This is a genomic window from Vibrio fluminensis (genome assembly GCF_015278125.1).
Taxonomy (GTDB): Bacteria; Pseudomonadota; Gammaproteobacteria; order Enterobacterales; family Vibrionaceae; genus Vibrio; species Vibrio fluminensis.
In genome coordinates this window covers 1-13,335 of the sequence record NZ_JADILO010000002.1, presented here as the reverse complement: position 1 = coordinate 13,335, position 13,335 = coordinate 1, and the positions used below count along the sequence as shown (strand labels likewise).

Below are 13,335 nucleotides of genomic sequence, written 5' to 3'. Positions count from 1 at the left end.
CAACGCTGTAGATGCAAATAGGACGCGCAAAAGCAAAAAAAGCGTAACGCTGAAATACAGCCGTTACGCTTTTTTCTATCGACAAGTAAACGCTTATCGCTCTAGCATATCCAACTTATCGGCTACACCATTCCACTTTTCAGCTTCATCCATTGCTGGTTTTACTTCTGTTTGCACAGGCCAAATCTCAGCAAGTTCAGCATTTAGCTCTTTGTAGATTTCTTGACCTTCAGGTAATTCATCTTCTTGAAAGATCGCCTGCGCTGCACATTCATCAACACACAAACCGCAGTCGATACATTCAATTGGGTTGATTACCATAAAGTTTGGGCCCTCATGGAAGGCATCTGCTGGGCATACCGCGACACAGTCAGTGTATTTACATTGGATACAGTTATCCGTTACGACAAACGCCATGACAATCAACTCTTAATTCGTCAAAAAATAAGGCGGGAATAATACTTATATACCCCCGTGACTTCAAGAGACTAGCAATCAAACCTAATCGCTTGAGTCCTTTTTAGTTTACACCCAAACCATCGAATTATGTGACTAAGCAAGCCTCCCCCTAAACATAGAAAGCCTCTGAGCATAGACCAACTATGTGATGAGGTTTGAGAGTGCCAGCCAACAACGCTGTGGATTCAAGTAGGACGGGGATTTTTTAGTATGACAGACAAAAGAATTTCTCGTAAAATGCGCGCCATTGTGAGCGCAAGGCACCTCGTCTTTTGCGCTAAGACACCATAAACAACGAGACATCAACATGATACGTTTAAATGAAATCAAGCTTCCTCTTGATCATGAGGAAGATGCGTTACTTGACGCTATTTCTGCCAAGCTGAGCATTCCTGCTGAACAAGTTATCTCTTTCAATGTATTTAAACGTGGCTACGATGCTCGTAAGAAAACTAACATTCACCTTATCTATACGCTTGATGTGATTGTTGAGGGCGATGAAAATGCCCTACTAGAGAAATTCACCAAAGACCCACATGTACGCCAAACTCCAGATATGGAATACAAGTTTGTCGCGAAAGCACCTGAGAATCTAACTGAACGCCCTGTTGTGATTGGTTTTGGTCCTTGTGGTCTATTCGCGGGTCTTGTACTTGCACAAATGGGCTTTAACCCAATTATCGTTGAACGTGGTAAAGAAGTACGTGAGCGTACTAAAGATACCTTCGGCTTCTGGCGTAAACGCACGCTTAACCCTGAATCAAACGTACAATTTGGTGAAGGTGGCGCTGGTACTTTCTCTGACGGTAAGCTCTACAGCCAAGTTAAAGATCCAAACTTCTACGGTCGTAAGGTAATCACTGAGTTTGTTGCCGCTGGCGCACCAGAAGAGATCCTTTACGTAAGTAAGCCGCACATCGGTACCTTTAAACTGGTAACCATGATTGAAAAAATGCGCGCGAAAATCCTAGAACTTGGCGGCGAAATTCGTTTTAGCACGCGCGTTGACGACATCCATATGGATGGCGAGCAAATTACTGGCGTGACACTATCGAACGGCGAAGAAATCAAATCTCGTCATGTTGTGCTCGCAGTTGGTCACAGCGCACGTGACACCTTTGAAATGCTGAACGACCGTGGCGTTTATATGGAAGCGAAACCTTTCTCGGTTGGTTTCCGTATTGAACACAAACAATCTATGATCGATGAAGCTCGCTTCGGTCCTAATGCTGGTCACCCTCTTCTAGGCGCGGCAGACTACAAACTTGTGCACCACTGTAAAAATGGTCGCACGGTATACAGCTTCTGTATGTGTCCGGGTGGTACTGTGGTTGCAGCGACGTCAGAAGAAGGTCGTGTAGTAACAAACGGTATGAGCCAATACTCTCGTGCTGAACGTAACGCAAACAGCGCTATCGTGGTGGGTATTTCTCCAGAAGTGGATTACCCTGGCGATCCACTAGCTGGTATTCGTTTCCAACGTGAACTTGAATCAAATGCTTACCTACTGGGCGGCGAAAACTATGACGCACCAGCACAGAAAATCGGTGACTTCCTAAAAGGTCGCGATCCTAGTGCAATTGGTGACGTTGAGCCTTCATTTACTCCAGGAATCAAGCTAACGGATCTATCAAAAGCACTACCACCATTTGCTATTGAAGCAATCCGTGAAGCGATTCCTGCGTTTGATCGCAAGATCAAAGGTTTTGCAAGTGAAGATGGTCTATTGACTGGCGTAGAGACGCGTACCTCTTCACCAGTGTGCATCAAACGTGGTAAAGATTTCCAAAGCGTAAACTTAAAAGGCTTCTTCCCAGCAGGTGAAGGTGCGGGTTACGCAGGTGGTATCCTATCTGCTGGTATTGATGGTATTAAAGTCGCGGAAGCCGTTGCTCGCGATATCATGGCGCAGCTAGAAAACGCGTAAGCACACTCTAAATTCCCGTTTCAAGCCAGCTTATTCAAGCTGGCTTTTTTAATTACTGATATATTGACTCAGTCGATCATCTTGATACCTTAGTAGAGATAATGACGATTTTTTAGGCTATCAAAATGCGCAAATGGATATGCGTAAAATCATCAAACAGTTACGCTCAACTGATAAACAAGGAAAAATAATGAACATCACCATTCGAGAAGCAACTCGTAATGACGCAGAACAGATTAGCCAATTAATTGTCCCTTTAACCCAAAAATTTGTTTGTCCTACATGGGATGAAAGCGTTCATCATATCGTGCTGAACTCTATGTCTGCAGAGAAAATCGCCGAGTATATTGCTAGCAACTACTATTATTTAGTGGCCGAAGATCAAAATCAGCAAGTCATAGGTGTTGGTGGCATTCGTGATTTTGCCCATCTCTATCACTTGTTTGTTAAAGAGGATCATCAAGGGCAAGGTTTATCGAGCCAGCTATGGCGACAACTGATGTCGATAGCATTAACAAACGGCAATTCAGGCTCGTTTCGGTTTTAAACGCATTGACGGAGTGCGTAATCACAAAGGAATGGTTGATGTACCAATGGCAATGACCATAGGTTAACCCTATGCATTAAAGCAAAAAGGAATCACTATGCTTAATAAGGAAGACACGGGTTTAATCGTCGTCGACATTCAAGGTAAATTGGCAAGCTTGGTCGATGACAGCGAGGTACTTATTGAAAACTGCGGTAAACTCATTCAAGGTGCACAGGCCTTGGGACTGCCCATTATCTGGCTGGAGCAAAACCCAGATAAGCTTGGACCAACCGTTGATAGTCTCGCTGAACTGATGGGTGAACTGACACCAATCAGCAAATTCACCTTTGATGGCTGCAGCGAGGTTGAATTCAAACACGCGTTGAACGAAGCACAAAAACATTCGTGGCTTATTTGTGGCATTGAAACACATATCTGCGTTTACCAAACCGCGACCCATCTTGCCAACCTACACTTCGATATCCATGTGGTGGGTGATTGTGTCTCATCTAGAGATGTTCTTAACAAAGAACTCGCTTTAACTAAATTCTCCAAAGAGAATGTTAAAGTAACAGGTCTCGAGATGTGTTTGTATGAACTGGTAAAAGATTGTCGCGCGCCCGAGTTCAAACAAATTCTGTCATTGATAAAGTAAGGAAATATCCTTTATTTTTAGATTTCGATGATGACGCAAGAATTATTCGTATTACAAGCACCTTTGAAATACGCTGTTTTAGCCACTGGTCAAACCAGCAATAAAAAACCACTATCGAAACGATTGATTTATTCAATTGATAAATTGTGATCAAGCTCTAAACTTGTGTTTCACTAAAACAATATGAATACATATGAGCAATAGCTTAAAGCGTACCTATACACTGCATTTTTTGCCATTAATTAAGCTGCTAACGGTAACCATGATTATCGTGGCTTTTTCGTATGCGCTTTATAATGCTTTTTTATTAAAGCAATTGTCTAAAGGTATTGTGAGTGACTTTAATCAGATTTACTCCATTAGCCGCCGCTTCGCACAATATTACAACAACACCGATACGACCTTTCTGACCAAAGGTACTCATGTCCGCAACGGCGTAAGTATTATGGTCTCCAAAGATACTGACGTGAAAGTACTCTCGACGGGGATCAATAAACTGCGCGCACAGCTTGAAACCATCGCACCTGATCACGTTTGGACTGTGGCGATTTTTGAGCATCCAGCCACTTATGGACACTTCGATCCGTTACGCCAACCTTATGCTGAAAGATATAGCCAGTATAAAGCCAACGATGTAATGACACGGATCGTTGATACTGAGCGTTTAGAAAACACCTTTGACCAATTTTATGGCTGTAATATAAAACTATCTGAGCCCTATCCCGAGCCAGGTACTGATGAGCTAGTTCGCACTGTTTATTATCCTGTTTACAATGAACGTAAATTGGACGCACTGCTCGCTGTCGATATTAAAAATAGCTTTATTGATTACAAGATTGCTCAGTTCAACCGAGAATTTTTTACCACGGCAGACACCATGGAACACTGGTTTTCATTCCGTATTCCAGTTGAAATTTCTTGTACTGATGCTAACACTGTTTACGTTGGCTTTGGTGCGCAAGAGATCTTTGAGAGGATCTTCTTCCCATCAATCCTTATTGCGTTGTTGGGGCACATGTTAAGGGTCATCTATCTACACAATAAACAGCGTTTATATACTGACAGAATGACGGGCTTCTATCGTCGTGACTTTTATGAACCAAGACTAAAGAAACTACAAAAATTCTCTATGCTAATTATTGATATCGATTTCTTTAAATCAATCAATGATACCTTCGGTCACAAAATGGGCGATGATGTAATTACCGAAGTCACTCGCCGTATTGCAAAACAGATTCGTGCCAGCGATGTTGCGATTCGCTGGGGCGGTGAAGAATTTATTATCTTATTCAAGCATATGGATGAAACGGTATTAAAAGAAAAGGCTGAAGCCATTCGTCGCTGTGTGGTTGAACAAAAAATCGCTGACCTTAACGTCACTATCTCAATTGGTGGCGTACACTTGGAAAAAGGCACCTTTGCTCAAGCCTACCGTATTGCCGATAAGGCACTTTATGCGTCTAAAGAAAATGGGCGTAATCAAGTAACGATTTAGTTTGCAAGGCATTAAGAGCATGATAGGAAACGCAGCCATAAAAGCTGCGTTTGATTTTTTAACCGCTAATCCGCTGCATTTAAGGTAATGACCACTGTCGTAAATTGGGGCTCGGCAGTGATTGATATCTGACCAAGCTGGGCCTCTACACACAACTTGGCAGAATAACAACCCAACCCTTTTCCTGAGCTTTTTCCAGCGGTACTGAACTTATCAAAGAAGTGATCTCGAATCGTTTCCGGCACCGTCCCTTGATTAGTCAGTTTAACGACTAATTGCTTATCCTCAAGACATGAACTCACCACGATGGTCGATTGAACAGGCGCAGCTTCGATTGCATTAATAAGCAAATTACTTAACATGGTGTAGCTAAGTAGTTCATCACCTTGATATTTATGGGCAGGGTCGATATCTACCTGAAATTCTATCTGTTTATCTTTCGCGCTTGCCTGGTAGCTCGCTATCACTTGCCGCAACGCACCGTCTAGACCTACTGTATTGAGGTTTGGTTTATACTCCCCTCGTTCAAGTTCAAGCAAAATACTGTAGTTATCAACCATCTCTATCAACTTGCTCGAGCTATCTTTAAGTAATCTCGTCTCGTCACTATCACTCACTTGTGCCATCAAAGTACCGTGCAGAGCGGTGAGTGGGTTCCGGAAGTCATGAAAGAAAATTTGCAAGGCTTCATCATGATGTCGCGAAGCATCGATCAAACTATCGATTTGCTCAGAGAGCTTCTCTCGTTGGATCACTGAGTTAATATGCGTTTCTACGCGGGCCAATACGATTTCTGGTATCACCGGTTTTTGAATGTAGTCAACCGCTCCCAGCTTAAGTCCCTTAACCACATCATCGGTCTGTGAAAGAGCCGATACAAAGATAATCGGAATGAACTCAGTTTCGGGGTTTTGCTTCAACGCTTTACATACCGCTAAACCGTCCATTTCCGGCATCATAATGTCAAGCAGTACCAAATCCGGTTTTTCTGCTTTCGCACAAATATCTAATGCCTGCTGCCCACTGCGACACGCTTTGATTTTGTATGTCTCTTTCAGTACCTCCCCCAAAACCTGCAGATTTGAAGGCTCATCATCTACAACAAGGATGGTACGTTTACTTGGTTGCTGGGAATCTGTTTCCTTTTCGGCTCTCTGAACTGAATGACTTTTTATCGGAGAAACAAATGCTTTGTGTACCCTCTCGGCTAAAGTCACGCGTGAAAATGGCTTAATTAAATACTCAGAAACACCCGCTTCGATAGCCTGCACCACATCGCTCTGATGCAAATTGCCTGTCAGCATGACAAATGGCACATTGGTATGCAATTTGGACTGACGGACATGTTTTAGCAGCTCCAAGCCATCCATTTTAGGCATTTTCCAATCAGATATAATGATGTCCACTTGGTTATGCTGCAAATATTGCGTCGCCTCCAGACCATCGCGGGCTTGATGAATGGTTTTAAACCCTAACTGCTCGCACGCACTGCTTAAAGCGCGCGTGATGGCCTCGAAGTCATCGACAATCAATACGGCCATACCTTTATAAGGAGAGTCGTAATTAATCCGTTTAAAGCTACTATCCATTTATTCTTCTCCTATTCTACTGCGGCAGGCATGGATTGTTGATCTTCGGTATCGTTGTCTCGGTATGCTGCGGCAATATCTCGAAACTCATCTGCATTGGCGAGAAACACATCGACTAACATGGGTTGAAAGTGGCTGCCTCGCCCTTCACTGATAATCCTTAATGCTTTTTCATGGCTAAAGGCAGGTTTATATACTCGCTGAGAAATGAGTGCGTCGTAGACATCAGCAATTGCCATAATGCGTGCTGAAAGAGGAATATCTTCGCCAGATAAGCCTTGCGGGTAACCGGAACCATCCCACTTTTCGTGGTGGCAATAGGCAATTTCCTTAGCAAACAACAAGAAATTATCCGCATACCCAAGTGAGCCTTCTGCTGCGCAAATCGCTTGATAGCCATATTCGGTGTGCTTTTTCATCTCCTCAAACTCCGCCGCCGTCAGCGGACCAGGTTTGAGCAGAATGCTATCAACCACCCCTACTTTACCAATGTCATGCAAAGGGGCTGATTTTGCCATTGCGGTTATCACTTCAGGCTTTAAATAGTCACGAAATTGCTCAAGTTTAGCGAGTTGCTTCGCCATTGATTCAACGTATCCTTGCGTACGGCGTATATGATTACCAGTCTCTGGATCGCGAGACTCTGCCAATGCCCCCATTGCCACCAGCGCAACATCTTGCAAATCATTGAGCTGCCGAGTTCGTTCCTGAACCTTTTTTTCCAGGCAATGATTATGCTCCGCTAATTGATCAAGTGATGCTTTAAGCAATAGATGATTTTTAATCCGTTGTTTTAAAATCGTCGGACAAATGGGCTTAGCAATATAATCAACCGCGCCCAAAGCAAGGCCGGTAGTTTCATTGACCTCACTCGATTTCGCGGTGAGAAAAATCACCGGAATATCGCGGGTATCAGGATCCCCTTTTAGTTGCTCACATATTTGATAACCATTGACATCCGGCATCATCACATCGAGCAAAATTAGATCCGGTTTCCCTTTGGCCAAAATTTTATAAGCGACGGCCGCATTAGGTGCAGCTTGAACTCGATATTCGTCAGACAATACCGATTTGACACTGTCTAGAATGGCTGGCGTATCGTCGATTGCGAGTATTGTGGTTCGATATTCTAATGTCATACCCTTTCCCCCATTTTAAACCGGTTCTTTATCTGAAGAGTCAATGCTTAAGGTCACCTGCTCTAATAAAGGTATGGCGGATTCAAAATCGTAGTTAGCTATTGCTTGGGAAACTTGCTCAACTAAAGCGACATCTAAACTTGCTCCGGCACTAAGCAGCATCTCATCAAATGTATCGACCGCCGCACTATCAAAATCATCCAGTTGCGCATAAAGCTGCTCAGCGAGTAGCTGGAATTTCTCTGCATCAAACTCTTGTGAGTGATTTGCAGTCTCTCCATCTTTGAGAGCCGCGTTAATGGCAGCTACCATCTTCTCGACTAATCCGCCCACTTCCCTAAGCATCTTTTGCTCTTGTTCCCCAAACTCACAGCGGCCCTCATCTCTCTGCTCAGCTAAGGCATGTTCTAGCCGCTGGGTTGGCTCAATCAGGTAATCCGCACCAATATTGCCTGCGATGCCTTTGAGTGAGTGGGCTGCGATTACTGCTGTGCCAATGTCTCCTTGCGCAATTGAATCACTAACCCTTTCCGCAACATCCGCCTCTGAGCGAACAACATTAGCCAGTGTCTTTCTATATGCCTGTACATTGCCCCCCATACGCGCAATTGCAGTTGCAGTATCAAGTCCATCAATAACAAGCCCCTGCTCCTGCCCTTTCGAAGTCTCGGCACGATTTAGATCGTTAAAAGATCGTCCAGTTGGTTCGACCCAGTCAGCTAACGTTTTGAATACTTGATTTGGATTGATTGGCTTAGCTAAATGGTCATTCATGCCTACGGCTAAGCACTTCTCTCTATCCCCGGACATAGCGTTGGCGGTCATGGCTATAATTGGCAATTGATCATATTGTCCGGTTTGGCGGATCATTTCGGTCGCCTGATAGCCATCCATAACGGGCATCTGAATATCCATTAGCACAATACCGAATGACTCTGAGAGCACTTTGTCGACCGCCTCTTGCCCATCACTAGCGGTCGTCACGTCAACGCCGACCATATTCAGTAGCTCAAGTGCAATTTGCTGGTTAATCGCATTGTCCTCAACCAACAATACTCTTGCGCCAGCAATGCCTTGTGCAATTGACGGGTCGATATGATTATTTGCTACGGTTTGGATATGAGTGTGATTGGCCGTCATTACCCCAAGTAGAGTATCAAGTAACGTCGATGCCGTTACAGGCTTGGTTAAGCATGCGTCCGGTCGCAGTCCGTTTAAATGAGCGGTGATTTCATCTTTGTCATAAGCAGTCACAACCACAAAACGCGGAGTTTTGTTTAAATTTGATACTCGGGCAAGTTGACGCCCAAGTTCTAAGCCATCCATTTCTGGCATTTTCCAATCAGCCAACACCACATCGAAAGGACACTCACCTGTTTGAGAGTTCTGCAACTTCTCCAACGCCTCTTGACCAGAACTAGCGACATCAACTTGGAAGTTTAAACTTTGGCAAATCGTGGCCAAAATTTCACGAGCCGCTTCGCTATCATCGACAACTAAAACCGCCAAGTCATCCAGCCGTTCTGTACCGTGAAAGATTGGTGTTTGGTTAGACTGGGATAAACCAAACTCAGCAGTAAAACAGAAAGTACTGCCTTGCCCAAACTCACTTTCCACCCAGATTTCACCGTCCATCAATTCAACCAGCGTTTTACTAATGGTGAGACCTAATCCGGTACCACCATATTTACGCGTTGTCGAAGCATCAGCTTGGCTGAAAGACTGGAACAGACGTGCAATCTGCTCTGGAGTCATACCTATGCCAGTATCTGTGATGGAAAACTTAGTTTTGATTGACTCGTTATTTGACTCAAGCGCCTCTATTTTGATGACAATTTCACCGTTATCGGTAAACTTAACTCCATTATTGGTAAGGTTAAGTAGGATTTGTCCTAGCCTTAATGGATCCCCAATCAAGCTGACCGGTAAACGAGGATCTAAATCAACCAATAGCTCTAAACCTTTCTCTTGGCATTTATGTGAGATAACTTGAACTAAATTGTCGATTGTCTCCTGCAAATTAAAATCAATTTTCTCGAGGTCGAGCTTGCCAGCTTCAATCTTTGAAAAGTCGAGAATATCATTAATGATGCCAAGCAGGTTTTCCGCAGAAATCTGGATTTTACTGACGTAATCTCTCTGTTTCTTCGTTAAATCAGTTCGCATCGCCAAATAGCTCATGCCGATAATCGCGTTCATTGGCGTGCGAATCTCATGGCTCATATTAGCTAAAAAATCACTTTTCGCCTGAGTCGCCTCTTCTGCGTTCTGTTTGGCTCGCTTAAGCTCGCGTTCTGCTTCTTTGCGCTTTGTGGCATCACGAACGATCCCTGTGTAAAAAACTTGTCCTGCCAATTTTGATTCACTGACCGATATCTCTAGATCAACCTCTCCACCGCTTCGCTTATGGCCAGTAAACTCTTTACTCGTCGAGCTGCGCTCAGTAGAAGAAACGGCCGACTGTTGGTAAGAAGTATGAAATGGCGGTGATATTAGCGATTCAATCGACACTTGCTGCGTTAATATTTCATCAGCACGATAATCGAATATGATTTCAGCGGCTGGGCTAAATTCAACAATCACTCCCTGGCAATTAACAACCACAATACCGTCCGAAGCATTATCAATGATGTTGCGAGTTCGCTCTGAGTGAATTTCCAACTCGACCGTCCTCTGTTTTACTTGTCGTTCAAGTTCAACTTGCGTTCTCGCCAAGGCCGATATTGCACGATTGCCAAGTCGCATAGTAAACACGCTAGTGCCAAGCATTAGTACTAAAGTAATGGTTAACATTGACCACACTGTTGCTTTAAAAGTACTTAGCAAAGAATAAGCTTCATCAACATCCATTTCTGCTGCAATGCCCATATTAAGGGCATCATCCCATATCCACCGGCCGACAACAGGTACACCTCGGTAGTCGTTGTAACCACTAAGGTTTCGCGAAGATATGCGCTCACTGATACTTAACGCCATCACTGTCAATGGCCATTCTGAATCCGCTACTTGTGGGTCTGTTGAAAGGTCTTTACCAGGATCAGCAATCCTGACATTCAGAGAAGAACGCTGAGTCTGTTCTAGTAAGCCAAGTTGCTTAAGTTGTTGTTCAAAGCGTACATTTGACAACAGTAACCCCGTGCGATCTATCGCGTATGTTTCACCACTTTTGCCAATAAAGCCAGCCGACAATATGGTTGAAAACACACCGTCAAAATCAACCCGTTTTGTCAATACCGCGATAGTTTCACCAAACGCGTTAACCACAGGGACAGCAAAAAACATCGTCGGAGGATTGTCATCAGAGTCACTCTGTAGACTGACATCCGATTTAATCGGTGGAACAAACACACCTTCACCACTTAACGCGAGTTTCATTAAATCGGGGCGCTGTAATTGAATAAGATTAATACTGCCGATGTTGGTATCACGACGAGAAGATAAACTGATGTGATCCGGTGAAATAATAAAGAAACCAAACGAGCCCGCTAACCCAGATCTTGATTCGATAAGCTCCCTCAGTTGCTGTTGCACCGGAGCATTGATTAATGCGCTAGGCTTACGATCTACATCAAGTAGGTTCTCCACCATACCCACCAAGAGAGGATCTTTGCCCAACTGCGATAGGCTATTAAGCTCCATCTCCACCCAACCACCAATGCGCTTGTGAGCCGATGCCAAAACGGAAGATAAGCTATGGTTAACTGATTCTATGCTCTTACGCTCGGCGTAACGAGTGACAATCAGTGCTGCTGCGATTAAAACACAACAGAGAATAACTTGAACGGAAATCATCGTACGCTTAAAACTTTTGTTCCCTAGCTTTTCAGCCAAGGTTTTATCGTTGATTTTAAACACGCGTGAAATCAATAGTAACAAGACAAGCGTCAGTAATACGGAAGCTGCAATCACATATTTCAATGACTCAATTAAATTGAGATTGCTGCTTTGCGCTACAATTGGCGTGGCTAGCTGTGACCAGTCACTTTTACTAAGAATGACTTCTCGTAAGTCGAGAATGTCGAGACCTTTTTGCAAAATTGAATGAAGCAGTGGTGATTGAGCGTTTGACCATAAATGAAGCGCTGATGGTGAAACCACATCTTCATCAATCGCTCTTAATCCAGTGACTTTGTTTTCAGCTAACCAATTCGAAACCACAATTTCGGCATCGAGCAACGCGTCTGCTCGTCCGTCAAGTACAGCATCAATTGCCTGCTCTATTCCAGAGGTCTCCAAAATCTGAATATTTGGATAAAGAGACTTAACTTTATCAATAGTGCTATAACCTGCAGATATCGCGATGGTGGCATTTCCTAAATCCGATACCCGTTGAAACTCTGGTTTATGCTCAGAGACAAAGTAGAGCTCTCTGATTAAGAAATAGGGATCTGAAAACTGACCATACTGTTTACGAATATCGGTTTTGTAAGCATGAGGTAATAGATCTATCTCACCTTGTTTAAACTGACGAAGTAACTCGTTCCAAGGGGCATCCACCAACTCAATTTTCAAGCCAGACCGCAAGGCGATTTGCGTTACAATATCACCTGCTAACCCAGTTAAATCGCCTTTCTCATCTCGATACAGCATTGGTGGCCAATGCTCGTTACCTACTCGCACCACATTGCTATCTAACCACTCTTGCTCAGCTGAGTTGAGCTTTAACGGATTATCTGATGCTCTTTGATCGATTCGCTGCTCAATCCGTTTTGTCAGACTCAGTAACGCCGCCATATATTGGTCTTTATATTGATGATATTCCGCGTCGTTGATTTGTAGCATTGCTTCAGTTAGGCGATTGGCTTTCACTGCATCAATCGCTCGCATCTCTAGCGCTACTAACTCAAAGTGTGCCGCTTCTAATTGTTTGACTACCGCTCTATCACTAGGGATTTGACTGGCCAGTAACCCATTAATAAGTTCTGTTAAGCGCGGTTCAGTATCAAGGTATCTATCAAGCCATTTTGAATCGCCAGAAAAGGCATAACTTAAAATTGAGGATGTCAGGACTTCGTCGAGATATTTCAACTCAACTGCAATATTTTGAATTTGTTCTTGGGAAAGTTCACCGCGTAACGATGATGGAATAACGTTGAACTCACTCGCTCGAGCTGTTGAAGTTAGATTTAGCCCAACGACCAACAAACAGACAAAGAACGCTGTTATAAATTTTCGCGCATAGAATTGTTTTTTATTTGCGCGTACCCCTAGCCTTAGCATTTACGTGTCCCTGTACTACTTCACTCTAAAAAACGTAGGAGACAGTTGAAAATACAGCAAATTATTTCATAAACTTAGTTCACAAAATTTGGTATAGGTGGATAAATTAGTATCAATTAAGAGACAACAAAAACTCATCACCAATATCAATGTGACGAATTTAGAGCATAAAAAAAGCAGCCTATGGCTGCTCAGACTGCTGACAAAGGTCTAGCTTTCGAGCTAGACCTTTGATCTAATAGGGGTATCGAAATATGGATACTCCGATATGCTTCAAGAACCGACTCCGCAACAATACGAACTGGAAATGGTAACGATGGAA

General features: G+C 43.6%; 8 protein-coding genes. 4 read left to right on the top strand and 4 right to left on the bottom strand.

The window, feature by feature from the left end; all coding sequences use genetic code 11:
* Positions 1 to 93 precede the first annotated feature (93 nt).
* Complete coding sequence (gene fdxA, locus IRQ95_RS02720; RefSeq protein ID WP_075649025.1) at positions 94 to 417, bottom strand: ferredoxin FdxA; 324 nt, start codon at positions 415 to 417, stop codon at positions 94 to 96.
* Between the two features lie 349 nt (positions 418 to 766).
* On the opposite strand from fdxA, the gene IRQ95_RS02715 reads away from it, so the two are divergent.
* From IRQ95_RS02715 to IRQ95_RS02700, 4 genes are all read left to right on the top strand, one after another.
* Positions 767 to 2,386: an NAD(P)/FAD-dependent oxidoreductase gene (locus IRQ95_RS02715; protein ID WP_194435474.1), complete on the top strand. Its 1,620-nt coding sequence runs from the start codon at positions 767 to 769 to the stop codon at positions 2,384 to 2,386.
* A 190-nt stretch (positions 2,387 to 2,576) separates the two neighbouring features.
* On the top strand, positions 2,577 to 2,933 hold the full coding sequence (locus tag IRQ95_RS02710; RefSeq protein ID WP_228481170.1) for a GNAT family N-acetyltransferase: 357 nt from the start codon (positions 2,577 to 2,579) through the stop codon (positions 2,931 to 2,933).
* 97 nt (positions 2,934 to 3,030) lie between these two features.
* Positions 3,031 to 3,570, top strand: a complete 540-nt coding sequence (locus tag IRQ95_RS02705; RefSeq protein WP_194435473.1) for an isochorismatase family protein — start codon at positions 3,031 to 3,033, stop codon at positions 3,568 to 3,570.
* Between the two features lie 193 nt (positions 3,571 to 3,763).
* Positions 3,764 to 5,065, top strand: coding sequence for a GGDEF domain-containing protein (locus IRQ95_RS02700; protein ID WP_194435472.1), 1,302 nt, complete (start codon positions 3,764 to 3,766; stop codon positions 5,063 to 5,065).
* 65 nt (positions 5,066 to 5,130) lie between these two features.
* Here IRQ95_RS02700 and IRQ95_RS02695 read toward each other — a convergent pair whose 3' ends face one another.
* The 3 genes from IRQ95_RS02695 to IRQ95_RS02685 are packed head-to-tail and all read right to left on the bottom strand — an operon-like array spanning position 5,131 to position 13,013.
* A complete protein-coding gene (locus tag IRQ95_RS02695) occupies positions 5,131 to 6,654 on the bottom strand; it encodes an ATP-binding response regulator (protein ID WP_194435471.1) in 1,524 nt (507 codons plus the stop codon).
* Positions 6,655 to 6,665: 11 nt separating this feature from the next.
* The gene (locus IRQ95_RS02690; RefSeq protein ID WP_194435470.1) at positions 6,666 to 7,793 is read right to left on the bottom strand and encodes a response regulator; all 1,128 of its coding nucleotides are present in this window, start codon (positions 7,791 to 7,793) and stop codon (positions 6,666 to 6,668) included.
* 15 nt (positions 7,794 to 7,808) lie between these two features.
* The gene (locus IRQ95_RS02685) at positions 7,809 to 13,013 is read right to left on the bottom strand and encodes a response regulator (RefSeq protein WP_194435469.1); all 5,205 of its coding nucleotides are present in this window, start codon (positions 13,011 to 13,013) and stop codon (positions 7,809 to 7,811) included.
* Between the last annotated feature and the right edge of the window lie 322 nt (positions 13,014 to 13,335).